Source organism: Priestia sp. RMT2NF4, from assembly GCF_047872835.1.
Lineage (GTDB): Bacteria > Bacillota > Bacilli > Bacillales > Bacillaceae_H > Priestia > Priestia zanthoxyli.
In genome coordinates this window covers 20,493-42,929 of sequence record NZ_JBLQZO010000013.1, presented here as the reverse complement: position 1 = coordinate 42,929, position 22,437 = coordinate 20,493, and the positions used below count along the sequence as shown (strand labels likewise).

18 protein-coding genes are annotated in these 22,437 nt (G+C 37.5%); 17 read left to right on the top strand and 1 reads right to left on the bottom strand.

What is annotated here, in order from left to right:
* The first annotated feature begins 210 nt into the window (after positions 1-210).
* From glmS to ACMX9J_RS26195, 7 genes are all read left to right on the top strand, one after another.
* Positions 211-2,013 carry a glutamine--fructose-6-phosphate transaminase (isomerizing) gene (gene glmS / locus ACMX9J_RS26225; RefSeq protein WP_014461996.1) on the top strand — a complete coding sequence of 601 codons (1,803 nt, stop codon included), beginning with the start codon at positions 211-213 and terminating at the stop codon, positions 2,011-2,013.
* Positions 2,014-2,874: 861 nt separating this feature from the next.
* The gene (locus ACMX9J_RS26220) at positions 2,875-3,591 is read left to right on the top strand and encodes a YebC/PmpR family DNA-binding transcriptional regulator (protein ID WP_013054976.1); all 717 of its coding nucleotides are present in this window, start codon (positions 2,875-2,877) and stop codon (positions 3,589-3,591) included.
* A gap of 158 nt (positions 3,592-3,749) precedes the next feature.
* Positions 3,750-5,081 carry an SH3 domain-containing protein gene (locus ACMX9J_RS26215; RefSeq protein WP_416226401.1) on the top strand — a complete coding sequence of 444 codons (1,332 nt, stop codon included), beginning with the start codon at positions 3,750-3,752 and terminating at the stop codon, positions 5,079-5,081.
* Between the two features lie 160 nt (positions 5,082-5,241).
* Positions 5,242-7,134, top strand: a complete 1,893-nt coding sequence (locus ACMX9J_RS26210) for a PTS mannitol transporter subunit IICBA (protein ID WP_028411903.1) — start codon at positions 5,242-5,244, stop codon at positions 7,132-7,134.
* 60 nt (positions 7,135-7,194) lie between these two features.
* Complete coding sequence (locus ACMX9J_RS26205; protein WP_033580794.1) at positions 7,195-9,285, top strand: BglG family transcription antiterminator; 2,091 nt, start codon at positions 7,195-7,197, stop codon at positions 9,283-9,285.
* Positions 9,286-9,290: 5 nt separating this feature from the next.
* Complete coding sequence (locus ACMX9J_RS26200; RefSeq protein WP_028411901.1) at positions 9,291-10,433, top strand: mannitol-1-phosphate 5-dehydrogenase; 1,143 nt, start codon at positions 9,291-9,293, stop codon at positions 10,431-10,433.
* Positions 10,434-10,522: 89 nt separating this feature from the next.
* Positions 10,523-11,008 (top strand): VOC family protein, encoded by a 486-nt coding sequence (locus ACMX9J_RS26195; RefSeq protein ID WP_034271333.1) that lies wholly within the window; start codon positions 10,523-10,525, stop codon positions 11,006-11,008.
* Between the two features lie 36 nt (positions 11,009-11,044).
* Here ACMX9J_RS26195 and ACMX9J_RS26190 read toward each other — a convergent pair whose 3' ends face one another.
* Positions 11,045-11,581, bottom strand: coding sequence for a L,D-transpeptidase (locus tag ACMX9J_RS26190; RefSeq protein ID WP_416226400.1), 537 nt, complete (start codon positions 11,579-11,581; stop codon positions 11,045-11,047).
* A 277-nt stretch (positions 11,582-11,858) separates the two neighbouring features.
* Between ACMX9J_RS26190 and mscL the strand changes: the two genes are divergently transcribed.
* The 10 genes from mscL to ACMX9J_RS26140 all read left to right on the top strand — a co-directional run bounded on the left by mscL (position 11,859) and on the right by ACMX9J_RS26140 (position 22,437).
* Positions 11,859-12,254 carry a large conductance mechanosensitive channel protein MscL gene (gene mscL / locus ACMX9J_RS26185; RefSeq protein ID WP_028411898.1) on the top strand — a complete coding sequence of 132 codons (396 nt, stop codon included), beginning with the start codon at positions 11,859-11,861 and terminating at the stop codon, positions 12,252-12,254.
* A gap of 195 nt (positions 12,255-12,449) precedes the next feature.
* Positions 12,450-14,519, top strand: a complete 2,070-nt coding sequence (locus ACMX9J_RS26180) for an LTA synthase family protein (protein ID WP_416226399.1) — start codon at positions 12,450-12,452, stop codon at positions 14,517-14,519.
* A gap of 195 nt (positions 14,520-14,714) precedes the next feature.
* Positions 14,715-15,257: a helix-turn-helix domain-containing protein gene (locus tag ACMX9J_RS26175; RefSeq protein WP_028411896.1), complete on the top strand. Its 543-nt coding sequence runs from the start codon at positions 14,715-14,717 to the stop codon at positions 15,255-15,257.
* Positions 15,258-15,277: 20 nt separating this feature from the next.
* Positions 15,278-16,387 carry an ABC transporter ATP-binding protein gene (locus tag ACMX9J_RS26170; protein ID WP_028411895.1) on the top strand — a complete coding sequence of 370 codons (1,110 nt, stop codon included), beginning with the start codon at positions 15,278-15,280 and terminating at the stop codon, positions 16,385-16,387.
* On the top strand, positions 16,377-17,177 hold the full coding sequence (locus tag ACMX9J_RS26165) for an ABC transporter permease (protein ID WP_028411894.1): 801 nt from the start codon (positions 16,377-16,379) through the stop codon (positions 17,175-17,177). The genes ACMX9J_RS26170 and ACMX9J_RS26165 overlap by 11 nt, the downstream gene beginning before the upstream one ends.
* A 1-nt stretch (position 17,178) precedes the next feature.
* The gene (locus tag ACMX9J_RS26160) at positions 17,179-17,985 is read left to right on the top strand and encodes an ABC transporter permease (protein ID WP_028411893.1); all 807 of its coding nucleotides are present in this window, start codon (positions 17,179-17,181) and stop codon (positions 17,983-17,985) included.
* Complete coding sequence (locus ACMX9J_RS26155) at positions 17,982-19,055, top strand: ABC transporter substrate-binding protein (RefSeq protein ID WP_028411892.1); 1,074 nt, start codon at positions 17,982-17,984, stop codon at positions 19,053-19,055. Before ACMX9J_RS26160 ends, ACMX9J_RS26155 begins: the two co-directional genes overlap by 4 nt.
* Positions 19,056-19,273: 218 nt before the next feature.
* Complete coding sequence (locus tag ACMX9J_RS26150; RefSeq protein WP_028411891.1) at positions 19,274-20,386, top strand: acyltransferase; 1,113 nt, start codon at positions 19,274-19,276, stop codon at positions 20,384-20,386.
* 145 nt (positions 20,387-20,531) lie between these two features.
* A complete protein-coding gene (locus tag ACMX9J_RS26145) occupies positions 20,532-21,209 on the top strand; it encodes a response regulator transcription factor (RefSeq protein WP_028411890.1) in 678 nt (225 codons plus the stop codon).
* On the top strand, positions 21,202-22,437 hold the full coding sequence (locus tag ACMX9J_RS26140; protein WP_033580797.1) for a sensor histidine kinase: 1,236 nt from the start codon (positions 21,202-21,204) through the stop codon (positions 22,435-22,437). Before ACMX9J_RS26145 ends, ACMX9J_RS26140 begins: the two co-directional genes overlap by 8 nt.

Sequence of the window (22,437 nt, the reverse complement as noted above, 5' to 3'; positions counted from 1 at the left end):
CGCCTGAACTAAGTAAAGGGACGGAAACGACTTAGTTGACGAGGAGGAGGTTTATCGAAGTATCGGCGGATGCCTCCCGGTTGTTGATTATCACGGCCGAAAACTTGATGTGAAAAACAATGAGGTGACTTATTGGACAAAAGCATTGAGATGATAATCATTGATGATGAAAAGAGACTCTCTTTTCATACATGAAGGAGGATTTTATCTATGTGCGGAATTGTAGGATATATTGGAACAGAAGATTCGAAAGAAATTTTATTACGTGGTCTTGAAAAGTTAGAATATCGTGGCTATGACTCAGCAGGTATTGCAGTTGTTAACAATGAAGGCGTACACGTATTCAAAGAAAAAGGCCGTATTGCAGAATTGCGTCAGGCAGTAGATAACAGTGTTGTAGCACCAGCAGGTATCGGTCATACGCGTTGGGCAACTCATGGTGTACCAAGCCAAGAAAATGCTCACCCGCATCAAAGTACATCTGGACGCTTCACGCTTGTGCATAATGGTGTAATTGAAAACTACGCTATTTTAAAACGTGAATATTTACAAGATGTAACGTTCAAAAGCGAAACGGATACAGAAGTAATCGTTCAGTTAATTGAAAAAATCGCAGCAGAAGGCTTAGATGTAGAAGAAGCGTTCCGCAAGACAGTAAGTTTGCTTCACGGTTCTTATGCACTAGCTCTTGTTGATAACGAAGATAAAAATACAATCTACGTAGCTAAAAACAAAAGCCCGCTTCTTGTAGGTGTTGGCGAAGGATTTAACGTTGTAGCAAGCGATGCTATGGCAATGCTTCAAGTAACAGATCAGTACGTAGAATTAATGGATAAAGAAACAGTAATTGTTACAAAAGAAGGCGTAACAATTAAAACGCTTGATGGTGAAGTGGTAGAAAGAGCACCTTACACAGCAGAGCTTGATGCAAGTGATATTGAAAAAGGTACGTACCCTCACTATATGTTAAAAGAAATTGATGAGCAGCCTTTAGTTGTTCGTAAAATCATTCAAGAGTATCAAAATGAAAACAATGAACTGCACATTGATGCAGACATTTTAGGAGCAATGGATGAAGCAGACCGCATCTATATCGTAGCATGTGGAACAAGCTATCATGCAGGCCTAGTAGGTAAACAATTCATTGAAACGTGGGCGAAGGTTCCGGTAGAAGTGCACGTAGCAAGTGAATTCTCTTACAACATGCCGCTTTTATCTGAAAAGCCACTGTTTATCTTTATTTCTCAAAGTGGAGAAACAGCTGACAGCCGTGCAGTATTAGTTCAAATTAAAGAACTAGGTTACAAAGCGTTAACAATCACAAACGTTCCGGGATCAACATTATCTCGTGAATCTGATTATACGTTATTACTTCATGCAGGTCCGGAAATTGCTGTAGCATCAACAAAGGCTTATACAGCTCAATTAGCAGTCCTATCAATTCTAGCGGCTGTAACAGCAAAAACACGCGGCATTGAATTAGAATTTGATTTAGTTCAAGAGTTAGCAATCGTAGCAAACACAATGGAAGTACTTTGCGACGACAAAGAAGAAATGGAAAGCATTGCTCTTCAATTCTTAGCAACAACTCGCAACGCATTCTTTATTGGACGTTCTGTTGATTATTATGTAGGTTTAGAAGGCGCGTTAAAACTAAAAGAAATCTCTTACATTCAAGCAGAAGGATTTGCTGGAGGAGAGCTTAAGCACGGAACAATCGCTTTAATTGAAAACAATACGCCAATTATTGCATTAGCAACACAAGAACATGTAAACTTAAGCATCCGTGGTAACGTAAAAGAAGTAGTAGCACGTGGAGCTAATCCTTGTATCATTTCAATGAAAGGATTAGAAACAGAAGAAGATCGCTACGTGATTCCGAAAGTTCACGAAACACTTTCACCACTAGCAGCGGTTATTCCTTTACAATTAATCTCTTACTACGCTGCATTGCACCGCGATTGCGATGTAGATAAACCACGTAACCTAGCAAAATCAGTTACTGTAGAATAATAAGTTTCTAGACACCCTTCTATTATAGAAGGGTGTTTTTGTATATAATTCTCATTGAGCTAAAAAATATATTTGCTTGCTTCATTTATTTTATATAATAGAGTAGGTAAATGAATGAAACTCATTTATAAAAAAGGAAGTGAAAAGTATTAGTGGAGTAGCTCAAAGTATAAAGTACGTGTTGCGAGGCATCTTTTTTGTCTTGTATTTTCCCTTTTATTTTGTATTTCAAATTTTGTGTAAGATATGGATATATTTTATCGCTAAGCCCCTCATATGGATAGGAACAAGAATTATTCAACCTGTCATTGATTTCATTTGGAGATACATTATACGTTTTTTATTCGTTTATCCTATTTCTTGGCTATGGAGTGTCCTCATCTATCCTTTTATTCTCTTCGTTTGGAAACGATGTTTTTTGCCTATAACTAGATTTATATGGAAGTATGTTTTATACCCTGTTTTATACATGGTTTGTTACCCTTGTTATCTTCTATGGAAATATGTTGTGCTGCCATTTTACAATGGAATTGTTATTCCCGTGGTTTCATTTTGTCAGCGTATATTCTTCTGTTTTTGGAAAGGAGTTAAGTGGATCATAATTCATATGATCTACTATCCCCTACGGTGGATTTGGGTGAGATGTATATACAAACCGCTGAAAAAATTATATACAAAAATCATTCAGCCTGTTATCAAATGGTTTTCTCATTTATTTAGTTAACGAAATATACCAAAAGATTGCTTGTCTTTTTTAGGTATTAAACTCGAAAGATAAGAGGGAATTGATGTATAATAAAAACGGATATATCATTGCCTATTTATTTTATTAGATTCAATTTTGAAAGAGAGTGAAACAATATGGGCCGTAAGTGGAACAATATTAAAGAAAAGAAAGCGTCAAAAGATGCTAATACAAGTCGTATATATGCCAAGTTTGGCCGTGAGATTTATGTGGCTGCAAAACAAGGTGAGCCAGATCCAGAATCAAACCAAGCGTTAAAAGTTGTATTAGAACGCGCGAAAACATACAATGTGCCAAAAGCAATTATTGACCGTGCTATTGAAAAAGCAAAGGGCGGTTCAGAAGAAAATTACGATAATCTTCGTTACGAAGGTTTTGGACCAAATGGCTCAATGGTTATCGTAGATGCTCTTACGAATAACGTAAACAGAACAGCTTCAGACGTGCGTGCTGCCTTTGGTAAAAACGGCGGTAATATGGGAGTAAGCGGATCAGTAGCGTATATGTTTGATCCAACAGCTGTTATTGGTGTAGAAGGTAAAGATGAAGAAGAGACGCTAGAACTGTTAATGGAAGCAGATGTAGACGTGCGTGACATTTTAGAAGAAGAAGATTCTGTAATTGTTTATGCTGATCCGGATCAATTCCATGCGGTACAAAAAGCGTTCAACGATGCTGGTATTACGGAATTTACAGTAGCTGAGCAAACGATGCTTGCTCAAAATGATGTAACTCTTCCTGAAGATGCACAAGCTCAGTTTGAAAAAATGATTGATGCATTAGAGGACTTAGAAGATGTGCAGCAAGTATATCACAACGTTGATTTAGGATAATAGTGAAAGAGGCAGACCTATCAAAGAGGTCTGTCTTTTTTTATAGGCCGTGTGAAAAGCATCTATTGACCCTTTCCCTTCGTTTGGAATATGGTAAGATAATGAATTAAGAATAGAAAATAGTAGAATTTTATAAGGAATAAATGGAGGGAAAGCAGTTGAAAAAATTAATGGTGGGGATGGCGTTAACAGCTACGCTTGCAACGGCTGTAACGCCTGGCTTTGGCTCAATTGGGGGAAATCAAGAAAAGGCATATGCAGCAACAGTTACATATAAAGTAACGGCAAGCAAGCTAAATGTGAGAAGCGGAGCGGGAACGAATTACGGGATTATCGGCAGCGTAGTAAAAGATCAAACACTATCTGTGGTGAGCAAAAGCGGAAGCTGGTACAAAATTAACTATAACGGCCGCACAGGCTATGTAAGCAGCGATTATGTACAGTCATCAGGAACAACAGCGCCACCAGCAGAAAGCACAACGTATACAGTAACGGCAAGCACGCTGAATGTAAGAAGCGGAGCGGGCACCAACTACGCATCTATAGGAAGTGTGACAAAAGGCCAGAAGCTGTCTGTGATGAGCAAAAGCGGAAGCTGGTACAAAATTAACTACAACGGCCGCACGGGCTACGTAAGCAGCGATTATGTACAAGCATCGGGAACAACAACGGCCCCAACAACGCCACCAGCAGAAAGCACAACGTACACAGTAACGGCGAGCACGCTGAACGTAAGAAGCGGAGCAGGCACCAACTACGCATCTATAGGAAGTGTGACAAAAGGCCAGAAGCTGTCTGTGGTGAGCAAAAGCGGAAGCTGGTACAAAATTAACTATAACGGCCGCACAGGCTATGTAAGAAGTGACTATGTACAGGCTTCAGCTACAGCGTCTCCAAAGCTCGTAGTCGATTCTTTTAAAACGTTAGGCAACGCTCAGCAATTCATCTTGGTTACAGCAGATAACTACGATACGAAGTCTGCTAAAATTCAAACATTTGAAAAAGTTGATGGAAAATGGAAGCAAGTTTTAACTGCGAACGGTGTACTTGGACAAAAAGGATTCGCTTTAGCGAAAAAAGAAGGAGATATGGAGTCTCCGACAGGGAAATATACAATTGGCACAGCATTCGGACGCTATGCAAATCCTGGAACTAAGCTTCCATATCGAAAGATTACATCAAATGATGTGTGGGTAGACGATTCAAAAAGCTCTCTGTATAATACGTGGCAGCAAAAGCCAGCGAATGGCCGCTGGACGAGCGCTGAGAACATGGATATCCCGGCTTATGATTATGGGTTTGTCATTAATTATAATGAATCTAGAACCCCAGGAAAGGGAAGTGCAATCTTCTTTCATGTAGGAACAAATTATACAGCAGGATGTACGGCCACTTCTAAAGAACAAGTTGTCTCTATTTTAAAATGGTTAAATCCAGAGAAAAATCCAGTTATTATTCAATCTCCTGTAAGTGAATTAGATAAATATTAAGTTAGAAAGCAGCTGAATTCGTGTAATTCAGCTGCTTTTTTATGTAATTAAAAGCTTTGTCCGTCTGTGGTACGACAAAGTTAGTTTTCCTATTCATTGAATGAAAGCGTTTAATCTCTTACGATTAAAGTATCATCACGTAGAGAAAGGAAGAGAGCAAATGGCTCAATCTAATATAAAAGTAGCTGTACAAAAATTTGGGAACTTTCTAAGTTCAATGGTTATGCCAAATATCGGAGCATTTATTGCATGGGGACTTATTACTGCTTTATTTATTCCAACAGGCTTTTTTCCAAATGAAAGCCTTGCCAAACTAGTGGATCCAATGGTCAAGTATTTGCTTCCGCTGCTAATCGGCTACACAGGAGGAAAGCTTGTACACGATCAGCGCGGAGGCGTTGTAGGTGCTATCGCGACCATGGGCGTCATTGTTGGATCTGATATTCCGATGTTTCTAGGCGCTATGATTATGGGGCCGCTGGGCGGTTATATCATCAAGAAGTTTGACCAGTTTATTGAAGGTAAAGTCAAAACAGGATTTGAGATGTTAATTAATAATTTCTCAGCAGGTATTCTTGGAGGAATTCTAGCGATTCTAGCCTTTTTAGGAGTTAGCCCAGCTGTGGACGGATTTACAGGTGCACTTGTAGTGGGTGTAGATTGGATGGTTGCACATGGCCTTCTTCCTCTTACAAGTATTTTAATTGAACCAGCTAAAATTTTATTCTTAAACAATGCCATTAATCACGGCATTTTATCTCCGATTGGAGCAGAACAAATTCGAACAAACGGACAGTCCATTCTATTGTTATTAGAAACAAATCCTGGTCCGGGATTAGGAATTCTGTTAGCGTATTGCTTCTTTGGAAAAGGAACAGCAAAACAGTCAGCACCGGGAGCGGCCATCATTCATTTTATTGGCGGAATTCACGAAATTTACTTCCCTTACGTTTTAATGCGTCCTCTTCTAATCATTGCGGCTATTTTAGGAGGAATGAGCGGAGTATTTACATTTGTTCTTTTAGGAGGAGGCTTACAAGCCGTTGCTTCACCAGGAAGTATTTTGGCTATTTTAGCTGCTACACCAGGTAATGCAGGCAGCTATGTTGCAAATATCTCAGGTGTTCTTGTTGCAGCCGTCGTATCGTTTATTGTAGGTTCGTTAATTTTAAAAACGGGCAAGCAAACAGAAGATTTGGACGAAGCAGCTCGCAAAATGCAAGAGATGAAGGGCAAGAAGAGCTCTGTAGCAGGAAGCTTTACAAAACAGCAAGGCGACGTACCAGCAAGCGTTCAAAAAATTGTTTTTGCCTGTGACGCAGGTATGGGATCGAGTGCAATGGGCGCCTCTCTTCTTCGCAAGAAAGTTAAACAAGCAGATTTAAATATTTCGGTAACAAATACAGCTATCAGTAATATTCCAAGTGATGCTCAAATCGTTATTACACAGGAAGAGCTAACGCCAAGAGCTCAAAACAAAGTTCCAGATGCGTATCATATCTCGGTGGATAACTTTCTATCTAGCCCGGAATATGACAAACTAATTGATCAACTAAAAAATGATCATACTACTTCTAAGGCGGAAGAAGAAAAGAACGTATCTGCAGAAAACTATACAGATAGTAATGATGGTTTATTAAAAGAAGAAAACGTTTTCTTGAATCAGCACTTTTCTTCTAAGGAAGAAGCAATTCGATTTGCAGGAAGTGTGTTAGTAAAAGGCGGATATGTAGAAGAAAACTATGTTGAAGCGATGATTGAGCGAGACAATATGACTTCTACTTATATGGGAAATGACGTAGCGATTCCGCACGGTACGGAAGAAGCGAAAAAGAACGTTTTAAGATCAGGTTTTACAGTAATTCAAGTTCCAGAAGGCGTTGATTTTGATGGTGAGAAAGTTCGTTTGATTTTCGGAATTGCCGGAAAAGACGGCACCCATTTAGAAATTTTATCTGGTATCGCGATTACATGTTCTGATATGAACAATATTGAAAAGATGGTTCATGCCAAATCAGCTAAAGAATTAATGGCTATTATTCAAAGTAACTAACGGGATAGAAAGGCATGAAGATGCCTTTTTATCCTTTGTTTATAAATAAGAAAAGAGTTGATGTTCTTGTTTATTACTTCAAGAGAAAAATCAATCATTGAGTTAATTATTAAAACGGCAGGAAAGCATACAGCACTTACACTTGCTACTTTTTTGAATGTAAGTGTAAGAACCGTTCACCGAGATTTGAAGGCAATTGAATCAATACTTGAAAAATTTGATTTAAAGCTGATTCGTACACAAGATGAAGGACTAATGATTGAAGGTAAAAATGAACAAATTTTTCGTCTTATCCAAGAGCTGATGAAGATTAAAACGACGGATCAGTCTCCACAGGAAAGAAAATTAATTCTTTTAATTCTTCTTCTAGAAGAAGGAGATTCATTTAAATTACAAACGCTGGCTAAAGACTTAGAAGTAAGTATTACTACACTAACTGCTTATCTAGATGAATTAACAGAGTGGTTAACCACATTTGACGTTTTCCTTCATCGAAAGAGAGGGGTCGGAGTAGAGGTTCAAGCTACTGAAGCCAATAAACGGAACGCATTAGCCAATTATTTTCTTGTCCACTTTAATGAAGAGTTAATTGAATGTTTGTTTCTAGTAGAAAATCACCAGCATACGGATGAAACGATTTTGCATTATTTTTATCCGAATTATTTAGCAGAAGTAGACCGAATTGTACATCAAGCGATTAATCAGCATCATTCTAAGCTGGCTGACAGCGATTATATAGGGCTCATTGTTCATATTTGCATTATGATACAGCGAACGAAAAAGCAAATGTATCTAGAAGACGACGGCGGCCAAACGGAAGAGCTGGCGAGTGAACTGTTCTTAATGAAGGATATTTGCCGCGAAATTGAACGGGTATTTTCTCTTTCTTTCACGGAAAAAGATATTCATTTCTTAGCAGTACGGCTACGTGCAGCTAAGTTCCAAACTACTAGAGACGTATATTACGACAGCGTAGTGGTTGGGCAGATTATTAAGAATATGATTTCTCATGTTTCTGTTCAGCTTAACACCGACTTGACCGGTGATTTTTCCCTTTACCAAGGGCTGCTTGCTCATATGGAACCGGCAATTTTTCGTCTTAAGCAAAAAATGGAGCTTTTTAATCCATTAACGGAAGAGATTAAGAAAAAGTACCCTGTTTTATTTATGGCTGTGAGAAACAGTATCGATCAAGAGCTGCCGGATTTAGTTTTTCCAGATGATGAAGTGGCATATCTTGTTTTGCATTTCGGTTCAACGCTAGTGCTAAAAGAAGAAGTCATGGAAATTCAGGCACTGATTGTCTGTCCAACTGGAATCGGCACTTCGAAAATGTTAGCTAGCCGTATTCGTAAAGAGATTCCGGAGATTAATTCAGTTGTCATTAAATCGGTAAAAGAAATCAAAGAAGCGGCGCTTGAAGGGTATGACGTAGTGATTTCAACAGTAAGACTTCCTTTTTTAAATGTCGATTACATTTTAGTCAATCCACTCTTAACCGAAGAGGATATTCAGTCCGTTCAGAATTTTTTACAGAAAAACATTCAAAAGTTAACCAAAGATAAGGGCTATCGTTCGTTCCAATATAAAAATAAGACCGTCTCTACACAAAAACCGTCTTTTGAGGAAACGATGAAGCAAATTAAAGATGTGCATGGAAGTATCGAATCAATTCTTCAAAACCTTAGAATGTATCGATTTTCGGATGCAGTGAGTCATGATCAAGTGATTTCGCACGTAGTAAAAGCAGCTGAAAAAGAACGTTTAATAACCAATGCCAGCTGCGTTATTGATCAGCTTAAGGAACGAGAAAACAAAGGCGGTTTAGGTATTCCGCAAACGAGTATGGCACTGTTCCATTGCCGTGAACATCACGTGAAAGAGCTGATTTTTCAAGTTTCACATTTAGAACAGCCTTGCACAGTTAAAGGTATGGACGGAACAAACATGCAGGCGCGTAACCTTCTATTAATGCTAGCACCTGAGGAGTTAAGTGAAGTACAGCAAGAAATCTTAAGTTTAATTAGTACAAGTTTAATTGAAGATCATGAAGCAATGATGGTTTTTTCGTCTTCGAACGAAGAGATAATTCGCAAAAGGCTAGAGGATACGTTTCATGAGTACCTTCGAAATAATTTGATAAAGGAATGATTTTTGTGAAACAAGCAGTTCATTTTGGAGCAGGTAATATTGGGCGAGGATTTATTGGGGCATTATTTTCTCAAAGCAACTATCACGTTACATTCGTAGATATTGCTGAAAAGATTATTAATCAGTTAAACACAGATGAAGGGTATAACGTAATAACAGCCGCAGAGCACCCAGAGACATTAGCTGTTCAAAACGTATCTGGTTTAAATAATCTGACGCAAGAACAAGCAGTCATTAAAGCGATTAAAGAAGCAACGTACATTACGACAGCCATCGGACCGAACGTTCTGCCTCGCATTGCTCCTTTAATTGCTAAAGGTTTGGCTGAGCGTGTGAAAACAAGCGACGAAAAGGTATATATTATTGCATGTGAAAATCAAATCTCTGCGACAGATTTATTAAAAGGCTATATTTTTGATGCGCTGGATGAAGAGACAAAAGCTCATATGGTAAATAAGGTCTTTTTCTTCAATTCAGCTGTAGATCGTATCGTACCTCTTCAACACAACCAAGGTTCGCTTGATGTTTTAGTAGAATCCTATTATGAATGGGTAGTAGAGGCACCTGAAAATATTCCTTTTGTAGAAGGAATGACGATTGTGCCTGACCTTGCTCCTTTTATTGAAAGAAAGCTATTTACAGTAAATACAGGACATGCGGTGATTGCATATTTTGGTTATTTAAAAGGAAAAGAAACGATTGATCAAACGTTAAGAGATTCAGATATTTACCAACAAGTACAGCAAACGCTACGAGAAACAGGAGACTATCTAATTAAAAGATATGACTTAGATAGAGAGGAACACGAAGCCTACATCGTAAAAATTATTGAGCGTTTTAAGAATCCTCATTTAAATGATTCAGTTAAACGGGTAGGAAGAGCGCCAATTCGCAAACTTGGACCTCAGGATCGTTTGATTCGTCCAGCGCTAGAAGCAAAAAAAGCGGGCCTTTCTTATACCCACTTAGCGAAGGCCATCGCTGCTGCGCTTCTATTTGACCCGCAAGAAGATAAAGAGGCTATGAAGCTTCAAGCGAATATTCATGAGTATGGTATTGAGTATGTGTTAAAAGAGGTCAGTGGGTTAGAGGCAAGTAATAATTTAACAAAAGAAATCATTGCTCAATATAATGCTTTAAAATCGTAAATGACTCTAATACGTGTAAACAGTCCATTTTAAATGGGCTGTTTTTCTTTTTGTAGAAAGGGAATGTTTGTGTATAGGAGGATGATAAAATGGTAGCTATTACTCACGTTGGATTAGCTGTACCTGATGTAGAAGAAGCCGTCCAGTGGTATGGGAAAGTTTTAGGTTTTAAGCTGATTGCCGGTCCTTATACGTTTAATGCGGAGGAAGAAAAAGCTGAAAATATGACTCAAGATTTACTAGGGTCTCATATTAAAAAAATGAAAAATGCTCACATGACAGCTGATAACCAGGTAGGCATTGAACTGTTTGAATTTAATAAGCCGCAAATGCCTCTTGTATTAAAAGACAGCGATGAGCAGTATCAAAGTTATTTTCACATGTGTTTAATAGTCGATGACGTGGAAAAATTAGCGGATAAAATCGAACAATCAGGCGGTAAAAAGCGTAGCCAAGTATGGAATACAAGACCTGGAAAACCTTATTACTTAATTTATTGCGAAGATCCGTTTGGGAATATTATTGAGCTATATTCACATAGTACGGAGCTCATGTATGGGAATAAAGAAGAATAAAAGCTTATCCACATTTTTTGGATAAGCTTTTATTTTTCACAGCTGTCCGTAGCCATATACCTTTGCCAGCTCTTCGAAGGTTTTTGATGAATACGTAATAGTTACAGATGTTCCTACTGCTACTTTATCGAATAGTTCTTCCACATCCGCATTGTGCATCCGTACGCAGCCGTGGCTTACATATTTGCCAATGCTAGCTTCTGAGTTATTCCCATGAATACCGTATGTGTCGCCGGTTGTTCCGTTTGCATTAAGCCCTAGCCAGCGAGAGCCAAGAGGATTATTAGGAGCGCCTCCTGCAATGTGCCCTGTATAGTAAGGGCGATTTTTAATTTTGTTAACAATCTTGAAAAAGCCTACCGGCGTATCGCTCCATGTTTTTCCCGTAGCTACTGAATACGTCTTTTCTAACTTTCCGTTATGAAAATAAGCAAGCTGATTTGTTTTTTTATTAATAATAATTAAATCTTCACTTGCTGTGTTTTCACTTGCGTCCGCCGTGCTTGCTGTATAAGAAATACTGATAATAGCTGCGAGACACAAAGCCGCTGCTCGCATTAGAATTTTTCTCACGTTCTAGCCATCTCCTCTATTGTTCGATTACATATTTGATGAATTACATGCTATTAGTGTATAAAAGAAAAATGGACTGAACATGAACCTTACCTGAATGAAAACTGAAAGTGCGTTTTTACATGCGAATATAAAGTGAAAATCTGGGCAGAAATACAACTAAAGGTCTGGTACATATCTCATGAAAAAGAGAAAAATGAAAATGCACCTTGTCTGTTTAATTTAGGATGTATTATCATGAAAGTTTGAAATGAAGGGCAGGAGGTGGAATAAACAGATGCTTAAAGAATTTAAAGAGTTTGCTTTGCGAGGAAATGTATTAGATTTAGCTGTCGGTGTTATTATTGGAGCTGCATTTGGAAAAATTGTCACGTCTCTTGTAAATGATATTATTATGCCGCTGATTGGTTTGTTGTTAGCAGGGATAGACTTTAAAGATTTATCCTTTACGGTTGGAGATGCTACGGTATTATATGGATCTTTTATTCAAACAATTGTTGATTTCTTAATTGTTGCATTCTCGATTTTCTTATTTATTCGTTTCTTTAATCGTTTTAAGAGAAAAGAAGAAGAGAAAGTAGAGGAAGAAGTGGCTGTTCTGTCAAAAGAAGAAGAGATCTTAACAGAAATTCGTGATCTGCTAAAAGCAGAAGCAGTGAAAGAGCGTTCATAACAGCAATTTTTACATATGTATAAAACGGCTAAGAGGCCCGTCTTTTCATAAGAAAAGCGGGCTTTTTTTGTGTGAAATTTCTCGGGAAATGTTAGTGGTATGATCATGGGAAAATTAGGCGTGAAAGCGAGAGAGATAGGAATGTTAAAATCATATTAAAAGTGTTAAGATATTGTAAATAGGAGGCTTAAGGTTATGTTTAAACATTTGTATCGTTCTTTGCCAATGCTGGTGGCGTATGGGCTGCTTAGCGTTTTTTTATACAGTGTTGTTATGCTTAATATATCAAATGACACAAAGATATTGTTTGACTGGGCCCAAATCCATACAGCTGGGTTCGTCGTATTAATAGGGGGATGCTCACTTGTCTTATGGGCGCTCACTTTCTATTTGCTGCTTCGATTTAATCAGATAGAGAGAATACAAGGTTCGCAGTGGTACGCCATTTTTACGGCAATTGTGTTTTCAATTGCGGTAGCAGCCGTTTCTGCTATGGTTTTTGTTATCTATCATATTGATATACATAATCCAGGCAAAACAATAGAGTGGGTGCAAGCATACCCTGAACGCTATCTTTTTACGGTCTTTTTACTTTCGCTGTTAACACTAGCGATCATTATGCTAGTAGGGGAAGCTTATTTAGGGGCTGGAATTACCTTTGTTCTGTATTTTATTTTAGCTCTTGTAAACTATTATAAAAAAATCTTTCGAAATGAACCATTGTTCCCGAACGATTTTATTCAGGCAAGTCAGTTAAAAGAAGTTATTCCGATGATTAAAGATTCGATTTCAATTCCTATTGTCATAGGAGTTATTGGATCTATTGTCGTACTGATCGCTCTTTGGTTTTTCTTGCCGAAAATTAAAATTCGATGGTTTCTTCGAATTATTATGATTCTGCCGCTTATCTTTTTAATGAAATCATTTTTATTCTTTGAACACTCGTTTGCTCAAAAATATTATGATCAATATGCTGCGCTGATGCCTTGGAATCAGCAAAATAATTATTACTATAATGGACCTGTTATTGGCATGATTTCAAATGTTAAAACAGATGTGCTGCAAGAGCCGGATGACTACTCACAGGAAGTAATGGCCAAAGTGGCAAAACGCATTCAGTCAAAGGAAGAGAAAACACAAGAAAGCAGGACTGAAGTCAAGCCAAACGTCGTGTTTGTAATGAATGAAACGTTTTGGGATCCAACAAAGCTTAACGTGACGTTCTCTGAAGATCCAATGAAAAATACAAGGGAGCTTCAAAAGAAATATCCTTCTGGGTGGTCTTTAAGTCCTTCATTTGGCGGGGAGACAGCTAATGTAGAGTTTGAAGCATTGACGAGCTACTCTTTGTCTTTCTTTAACCCTGGAGGTCTTCCTTATCAGCATGTATTGAGTAAAAAAGAATATCCGTCTTTTGTTTCTTATTTAGAAAAACAAGGCTATGCTACAACAGCTATGCATCCAAACAGCGGCATGCTTTATATGAGACAAAATGTGTATCCAAATTTGGGATTTGATCAAGTGAAGTTTATTGATCAAATGAAGCATACGCAAAAAGATAACAAAGAATTTGTTTCTGATGAAGCTGTAGTTGATGAAGTACTCGATACGCTTCGTCAGTCGAAAAAGCCTGCATTTGTGCATGCTGTAACGATTGCAAATCATCTTCCTTATTCTGCGGATAAGTATAATGGTCAGGAAAACATTAAAGTAACCGGTAAAGGGTTATCACCAGAAATGCAAAAGGAAATTGAAATTTATGCTGAAGGAATCAAACGTTCAGATGCTGCTTTAAAACGGTTGAACGATGAAATTCAAAAGTTAGATGAGCCGACCATTGTAGTATTTTGGGGAGATCATTTGCCAGCACTTGGACAAAACCTTCAAGCTTACAAAGAAACGGGTTTTGGAAACGAGAAAACGCAGCAAACATCTCAAAAATTTTATGAGACGCCGCTCTTATTTTTATCTAATTACGATACAAAAATAGATAAAAATCTTGGTACGATGAGTCCTATTTATATTGCTCCGACACTTGTTCAATCTCTTGGTTACAAAAGTAATCTGTTCTACGATCAGCTGAATCAAATGAAAACAGAAGTGCCGGCTTTTCGTTCAAATATGTATATAAACTCAAAAGGAAAGCTAGTGGATGAGCCGGCAGCGCTCTCTAATAAAGCTGCAAAAGACCTTCAAGATTACCATGAAGTTGAGTTTGATACATTATCCGGGAAACAGTACGAAACGCATAAGTTGTATAAATAAAAATAAAAACTCCTTTTAAATAAAAGGAGTTTTTATTTTTTAAGTGTTTAAGGTTGTACTAAAAAATAATTCATGTATAATATTTTAAGGTTAAAAGTAAACTTTAAGTTAAGTAAAACAAAACTTGAGTTTGGAACAGCATGAACAATCATTCATGCTGTTTGCTAATTTTAAATACAGTTGAGGATCGAGAGTATGGAAATAGGAAAGAAAATTAAGAATTTACGATTAAAAAAAGGCTTAACACAAGAAGAGCTAGGAGAACGTACTGATTTAAGCAAAGGCTATATTTCGCAGCTAGAGCGCGATTTAAGTTCGCCGTCTTTAGAAACATTTTTTAGTATTTTGGAAGTGCTGGGGTGCGAACCGAAAGAATTCTTCGAAATTGATACGCATGTTCAAAAGGTTGTATATAAAGAGGAAGACTACACGAGTTATTGCGAAGATGAAAAAGGTTACCATATTCAGTGGCTTGTACATGAATCAAATGAAAAAGAAATGGAGCCAATTCGTCTTATTCTTCATGAAAAAGGTGCATTTAAGAGATTTGAACCTTCTCTTTCAGAAACGTTTGGCTACATTTTGCGCGGGTGTGTGAAGGTGAAGCTTGGAGGCAGAATATATGAGGCTAAACAAGGGGAAACCATCTATTTTCAAGCTTCTGAAGAACATCAGATTTTAAATGCTCATGACGGAATAACAGAGTTAATTATCGTGGCGACAGAGTCTTATTTATAGAACAAAAGAGGTGAAGTGAAATGACATCTACGAATACAATTATTCAATTTGAAAATGTGACCAAGCAATATGATAATGATTCAGTTGTATTGGATCATGTAAGCTTTGAAATTGAAAAAGGGAAGTTTTATACCCTTTTAGGTCCATCGGGATGTGGAAAGACAACGATTTTACGATTAATTGCAGGCTTTACGGAGGCCTCGAGCGGAACGATTTATTTTAATGGAAAAAGAATTAATGATGTCCCGGCTAACAAACGTCAGGTGAATACGGTTTTTCAAGACTACGCGCTTTTCCCGCATTTGAATGTATTTGAAAATGTAGCATTTGGTCTTCGAATCAAGAAGATGAAAAATGCTGATATTGGGATAAAAGTTAAAGAAGCCCTTCGCTTTGTTAACCTAGAAGGATATGAAAAGAGAGAAATAAAGGAAATGTCGGGCGGTCAAAGACAGCGCGTAGCCATTGCACGAGCAATTGTAAATCAGCCCGAAGTTATTCTGCTGGACGAGCCGCTTTCAGCTCTTGATCTAAAATTGCGTACGGAAATGCAATACGAGTTAAGGGAATTACAGCGCCGTCTAGGTATTACGTTCATTTTTGTTACGCACGATCAAGAAGAAGCGCTTGCGATGTCCGATGAAATCTTTGTTTTGAATAAAGGAAGAATTCAGCAGAGCGGGGAACCTACAGATATTTATGATGAGCCAATTAATCGTTTTGTTGCCGATTTTATTGGTGAATCAAATATTGTACCAGGTAAAATGATTGCTGACTTTTTAGTGGAGTTTGGCGGCCAGCAATTTGAATGTGTCGATCAAGGGTTAAACCGAAATGAGCAGGTTGAAATTGTGATTCGCCCTGAAGATTTAGCCATTACAAGCTCCGATCAAGGAAAACTGCAGGTTCGTGTAGATTCACAGCTGTTTAGAGGAGTCCATTATGAAATTTTAGGCTATGACCATGCAGGGAATGAGTGGCTCGTCCACTCTACAAAAAAGGCAACGGTTGGCGAAGAAATTGGTTTATATTTTGAACCTGAAGCTATTCACGTTATGCGATTTAATGAAACGGAAGAAGAATTCGATAAGCGACTCGAAGGTTATGAAGAGGATTACCATGCAAACTAAATCAAGAAATATTTATTTAGTCCCTTATGTGTTATGGATTTTGCTTTTTGTAGTTGCTCCCATTGTATTAGTTGTCTATTATTCTTTTTTCAGCATTGATAATGAGCTGACGCTTGAAAACTATAAGAAATTTTTTACCCCTGTTTATTTACAGATGACGCTGAGCTCATTTTGGTATGCCTTTTTAATTACGTTATTTTCCTTGGTTTTTTCTTATCCAACAGCTTATTTACTAACGAAGCTTAAGCATAAGCAGCTTTGGCTTCTACTGATTATTTTACCGACGTGGATTAACCTATTATTAAAAGCTTATGCTTTTTTAGGCATATTCGGCACGTACGGTACGGTTAATAAATTTACTGAATTTCTGGGATTTGGTACTCATCAAATTTTATTTACTGACTTTAGTTTTGTATTTGTATCAGTGTATATTTTTATCCCCTTTATGATTTTGCCGATCTTTAACTCTTTAGAAGAACTTAATCCCTCGCTTATCTACGCTTCGCGAGACTTGGGGGCATCTTCATGGGTGACATTTAAGCGCGTGGTATTTCCGCTAACGCTAGAAGGGGTTAAATCAGGTTGTCAGGCTGTTTTTATTCCAGCACTGTCCCTCTTTATGATTACGCGTTTAATTGCTGGAAACCGCGTCATTACACTGGGAACGGCGATTGAACAACATTTTTTAGTGACGCAGGATTGGGGCATGGGAGCCACAATTGCTGTCTTTTTAATTATTGCGATGGCCGTTATGATGCTCATAACAGGCACTGGAAAGAGAGGTGTGTAAAATGAAGAGAAAGTGGAAGTTCAGCCACCTTTATTTATTTTTTGTCTTTTTCATTTTATACGCGCCCATTTTTTATTTAATGTATTACTCTTTTAACAGCGGAGGAAACATGCGAGAGTTTGAAGGGTTTACGTTAGATTGGTACAAAGAAGTGTTTCAAGACACACGTTTGCTCATTATTGTCTTGAATACCTTAATTATTGCTCTATTGTCTTCGGTTATTTCAACGATTATTGGCGTGATAGGAGCACTTGCTATCGTATACGTGAAGCGCAGACGTGTTCAAAATACACTGTTAACATTTAATAATGTGTTAATTGTGAGTCCAGATGTTATTATTGGCGCATCTTTTTTAATTCTATTTACCATTATCGGTGTAAAGCTCGGGTTTATATCGGTATTATTAGCGCATATTGCATTCAGTGTACCGATTGTGGTCATCATGGTTCTGCCTAAGCTGCAGGAAATGAGTCCGACACTGCTCGATGCAGCCCGTGATTTGGGAGCAAGTCGCTTTGAAGTACTTTCGAAAGTGGTATTGCCATTTATTCGTCCGGGTATCTTTGCAGGCTTTTTTATGGCTTTAACTTACTCTTTGGATGACTTTGCGGTTACGTTCTTTGTGACCGGGAATGGTTTTTCCACGCTTTCAGTAGAAATTTACTCGTTAGCAAGAAGAGGGGTCTCGCTGAAAATCAATGCTCTTTCTACTCTTATTTTCATGTTTACCGTGCTGATTGTAATTGGTTATTACTTTATCAGTCAGCGATATAGCAATAAAGCGAAAGGGGTGGCGACTGGAAAATGAAGCAATTAGCAAAGCCGTTTATCTTCATCGTCATCCTTTCTTTCGTTCTTATGTATGTGGTTCATCATTTGAACAATGCCGAAGGATACTCTGGAGGAGATACGCTGACCGTCTATAATTGGGGAGATTATATTGATCCTGATTTAGTGAATCAGTTTGAAAAAGAAACCGGAATTAAAGTCATTTATCAGACCTTTGATTCGAATGAAGCAATGATGACAAAAATTGAACAAGGCGGTACGACATTTGATATTGCTGTTCCTTCTGAATACGCGATTAGCAAGATGCGTGAAGAAAATTTACTATTGCCAATTGATCATTCGAAGCTGCCTAATTTAAAATACATTAATCCGCGTTTTTTAGACCTATCTTTTGATCCTGGCAATAAGTACTCTATTCCTTATTTTTGGGGAACTGTGGGTATTGTTTATAACTCTGATATGATTCATGGTAAGAAGATAAAGAGTTGGAATGATTTATGGGATCCTAAGCTAAAAAATCAAATTTTACTTGCAGATGGCGCTAGAGAAGTGATGGGAATGGGGCTAAACAGCTTAAATTATTCATTAAATGATACGAATAAAGCTCATCTTCAAGAAGCAAAAAGAAAGCTTGATACATTAACACCAAACGTAAAAGCCATTGTAGGAGACGAGATTAAGATGCTCCTAGCAAATGAAGAAGCGGCAGTTGGCGTTGTTTGGTCAGGTGATGCTTCTGAAATTATGAGTGAAAACGATAAGCTGAATTACGTTGTTCCAGAAGAAGGTTCGAATTTATGGTTCGATAACATGGTTATTCCAAAAACGGCTAAAAACGTAGAAGGTGCACATAAATTCATGAATTTTATGCTAGATCCTAAACACGCTGCTCAAAATGCAGAATATGTAGGGTATTCTACGCCTAATAAAAAAGCGTTAGATTATTTGCCGAAAGAAGTAGCGAAAGATGAACGTTTTTATCCGGATGAAGAACTAACCAATAAGCTTGAAGTATATAATAACTTAGGCAAACGAATGCTTGCTTATTACAATGAATTATTTTTAGAATTCAAAATGCACCGTAAATAAAAGGTACTTAGTTAGGCCTTTATACTCAAGTTCTTTATTGTTTTTGTAAATTCAGTTGCGTGATAGCAAGAGGAAAGATAAAATACAAACGAGTAAAGCTAATAACATTTATTTTATGTTATTAGCTTTTTTATTTGTAAAACGGGAAAGATAAGAAAAAATTGAATGTTCTATTATTCATCTAGAATGTATATTTCACATTATATAGGAGAGAAAAAGTGAAGCAAAAACAAAAGCAGCATATTCAATCCATTTATTTTTTACGATTATTCGCTATGATGATGGTTGTGCTCGTACATGTAACAGCAGCGTATGCAACGGTACTGCCATTTGCAAGTGAAGCTTATCAGAAATATCATTTCCTTAACCGAATTGTTCGAATTGAAGCAGGGATCTTCATTGTGATCACAGGTTTAGTTTTCTTTTATAGTTACATTAACAAGCCGTTAACAAAGACTTTATGGAAAACGTATTATGCTCGAAGAGTGACATATATTTTAGTTCCCTATGTTATTTGGGCACTTATTTATGAATTTTATTCGTACTATGTGGGAGCAACAGAATTAAATGCAGCTGATATTGTGAAACGTATTTTACGCGGAGAGTCCTACTATCAGCTTCATTTTATCTTTTTAATTGTACAAGTGTATCTCGTGCTGCCGGTTTTTGTATGGCTAGCACAAAAAGTAACCATTTTTAAAAAATACATGTGGCTGTTTGGTATTATCATTCAGCTTGGTTATTTAATGCTTAACAATACGTATCATATCACTTCATTTAATTTATTTTTAAATACAATGGCTACGTTTTTACTCGGCGGTTGGATTGGTATTTATTATCGCGAACAAGTGGATAAAAAGTACAGTCGTTCAAATATTGTATTATTTCTGGTGACGCTCGGATCGGGAATAGCTATTTCACTGTTAAATTATCACTTATACACAATGAAGACAATTCACATTTCAGGCTTTACGTATGAGGCTGTTAATACGCTTTATTTGGTCGTGGGAAGTTATTTCTTCTTCCGAATTGCAGAGATATTAGCTGAAAAGCTTTCTGTGAAGTCCGTGACGGTCGTTAAAAATATTGCCATGTACTCGTTTGGATTTTACTTGATTCATCCAATGGTTTTAAACTTTGTGGCAAAAGCAGTACCAATACAAGGCAACTATATGTTTCACGTGGAAATCTTGGCACGTTATATTTTGACATTAGCGGGCTGTTACCTCATTATTTGGGGATGTCATCGTCTTTTACCGTTTGCTAGCTTTTTGTTTGGTAAACTGCCAAAAGAAGCGGTGTTCATTTACCGACGTCCTGATCATAAATAGCGTTTAGTTAAAAGTTATGCCTGCTTGCAGGCATAACTTTTTTTATAAAGTATAAGAGATGATAACGCGCTAGTTTTAAAATATTTTTAAAAGTGACATGCTAAGATAATGATTATTTAGGTAATCACAAAAGGGGGAATTTGATATGCGTGTACTTGTGGTAGAAGATGATGCTTCATTATTACACGGTATCGTAGAAGGCTTAAAAGAAGAAGGATATGAAGTTGATTGTGCGTCTGATGGAGATGAAGGTTTGTTTTTAGCAGAGCAGAATATTTATGATGCCTTAATTTTAGATATTATGCTGCCGGGTATGACAGGGCTTGACATACTAAAAAAACTAAGAAAACAAAAGGTGTTGACCAAAGTTATTTTTCTTACTGCAAAAGATAGTGTAGAAGATCGAGTGAAAGGACTCGACTATGGAGCCGATGATTATTTGGTTAAGCCTTTTGCCATGGCTGAACTTTTTGCGAGGTTAAGGGTAATGCTTAGGGACTTGCAGGCAGAAGAAGGTATGATTTCATATGGTCCCATTTCTATACGAGAAGCCAATCATGAAGTAGTGATTAATGGAAGTGTCCTCACGTTAACGATTAAAGAATTTCAGCTTTTGGAATATTTTATTCGAAATAAAGAACAAATCCTTATTCGAGATCAAATTTTTAATCGGGTATGGGGTTTTACATCCGATGTAGGAGTGGGCGTAGTTGATGTTTATGTTCACCATTTAAGAAAGAAGCTTCAGCCTTTTAATTGTGACAATTATGTACGTACAGTCAGAGGCGTAGGCTTTATGTTAAAAGGGGAAGAGCATGTTTAAAAAGACGAGAATCAGGCTTGTGTTATTTAACACAATGGTGCTGATGGTTATCTTGAGCATTTTTAGTGTGGTTTTATATTTTTACATGCAGCATCTTATTTTTTTAAACCCGGACAATCGGCTAAGTGAGATGAGCGAGCAGGTTAAAAAAAGAAATTTACATGAAATTCAGGAAAACAATGAGAGAGAAACAGAACGTCGCGTTGCGTTTTTACTTTGGAGCAGTGATAAAAAATTAATCAAAATTACACCTAAAAAAGGGTTATATACAAACGATATTGACGACTTTAAGCCTGCGCTCTCAGAAGGGAAAATCAAAACGTCGCAAGAGGTAAACGGTCATGCTTATCGAGTGATGAATGTGAAAAATGAAGGATATATAAAAGATCAAGACGTTTCAACAATTCAACTTGTCTTAAACGTAGATCCAGAAACTCAAACCTTAGAGCACCTTGCTTTTCTTCTTGTCATTTCAGCTTTTATTGGACTGCTTCTTTCCCTTGTAGCTGGCTTGTTTTTAGCCAATCGAGCGCTTGTACCTATTCAAAAATCTTGGAACAAACAAGTCGAATTTATTGCAGATGCTTCCCATGAGTTAAGGACGCCTCTTTCCGTGATGCAAACGCATCTCGAGCTATTGTTTAGACGACCAAATCATACGATTGAGCAAGAAAGCGAAAACATTTATCAAAGCTTAAACGAAGTAAAGCGGATGACGAAGCTGGTAGGCAACTTACTAACACTCGCTAGATCTGATTCAAGTGCACAGCTGCTAAACAAAACGGTCTTTAATATGGGTGAGCTAGTTGATAAAGTAGCTAATCAGTTTGAGCCTATATTTGAATTAAAGGAGCTGCATTTCACAAGGGAAATTGAATCGTTAATGTTCGGAGGAGATCAAGAACGACTTCATCAGCTATGTATGATTTTGTTAGACAACGCTTTTAAGTACACCCCACCTGGAGAAAGCATTCATATTAGTCTAAAGAAACATCATCACTCTATGACGCTAATTGTCAAAGACACAGGCATTGGAATTGAAGCGAAAGATCTTCCGTATGTGTTTGATCGCTTTTATCGAAGTGATAAGAGTCGGGCGCGTGCCGAAGGAGGATCAGGTTTAGGGCTCGCGATTGCCAAATGGATTGTACAAGCTCATGACGGAGAAATTAAGGTTTTTAGTCAAAAAAACGTGGGTACGGAATTTTATGTGAAAATTCCGCTATGA

What these genes read in the sequence shown, in the direction of transcription:
- glmS (WP_014461996.1), top strand. Translation starts at nt 211, where the DNA reads ATGTGCGGAATTGTAGGATATATTGGAACAGAAGATTCGAAAGAAATT.
- ACMX9J_RS26220 (WP_013054976.1), top strand. Translation starts at nt 2,875, where the DNA reads ATGGGCCGTAAGTGGAACAATATTAAAGAAAAGAAAGCGTCAAAAGAT.
- ACMX9J_RS26210 (WP_028411903.1), top strand. Translation starts at nt 5,242, where the DNA reads ATGGCTCAATCTAATATAAAAGTAGCTGTACAAAAATTTGGGAACTTT.
- ACMX9J_RS26205 (WP_033580794.1), top strand. Translation starts at nt 7,195, where the DNA reads ATGTTCTTGTTTATTACTTCAAGAGAAAAATCAATCATTGAGTTAATT.
- ACMX9J_RS26195 (WP_034271333.1), top strand. Translation starts at nt 10,523, where the DNA reads ATGGTAGCTATTACTCACGTTGGATTAGCTGTACCTGATGTAGAAGAA.
- mscL (WP_028411898.1), top strand. Translation starts at nt 11,859, where the DNA reads ATGCTTAAAGAATTTAAAGAGTTTGCTTTGCGAGGAAATGTATTAGAT.
- ACMX9J_RS26180 (WP_416226399.1), top strand. Translation starts at nt 12,450, where the DNA reads ATGTTTAAACATTTGTATCGTTCTTTGCCAATGCTGGTGGCGTATGGG.
- ACMX9J_RS26175 (WP_028411896.1), top strand. Translation starts at nt 14,715, where the DNA reads ATGGAAATAGGAAAGAAAATTAAGAATTTACGATTAAAAAAAGGCTTA.
- ACMX9J_RS26170 (WP_028411895.1), top strand. Translation starts at nt 15,278, where the DNA reads ATGACATCTACGAATACAATTATTCAATTTGAAAATGTGACCAAGCAA.
- ACMX9J_RS26165 (WP_028411894.1), top strand. Translation starts at nt 16,377, where the DNA reads ATGCAAACTAAATCAAGAAATATTTATTTAGTCCCTTATGTGTTATGG.
- ACMX9J_RS26160 (WP_028411893.1), top strand. Translation starts at nt 17,179, where the DNA reads ATGAAGAGAAAGTGGAAGTTCAGCCACCTTTATTTATTTTTTGTCTTT.
- ACMX9J_RS26155 (WP_028411892.1), top strand. Translation starts at nt 17,982, where the DNA reads ATGAAGCAATTAGCAAAGCCGTTTATCTTCATCGTCATCCTTTCTTTC.
- ACMX9J_RS26145 (WP_028411890.1), top strand. Translation starts at nt 20,532, where the DNA reads ATGCGTGTACTTGTGGTAGAAGATGATGCTTCATTATTACACGGTATC.
- ACMX9J_RS26140 (WP_033580797.1), top strand. Translation starts at nt 21,202, where the DNA reads ATGTTTAAAAAGACGAGAATCAGGCTTGTGTTATTTAACACAATGGTG.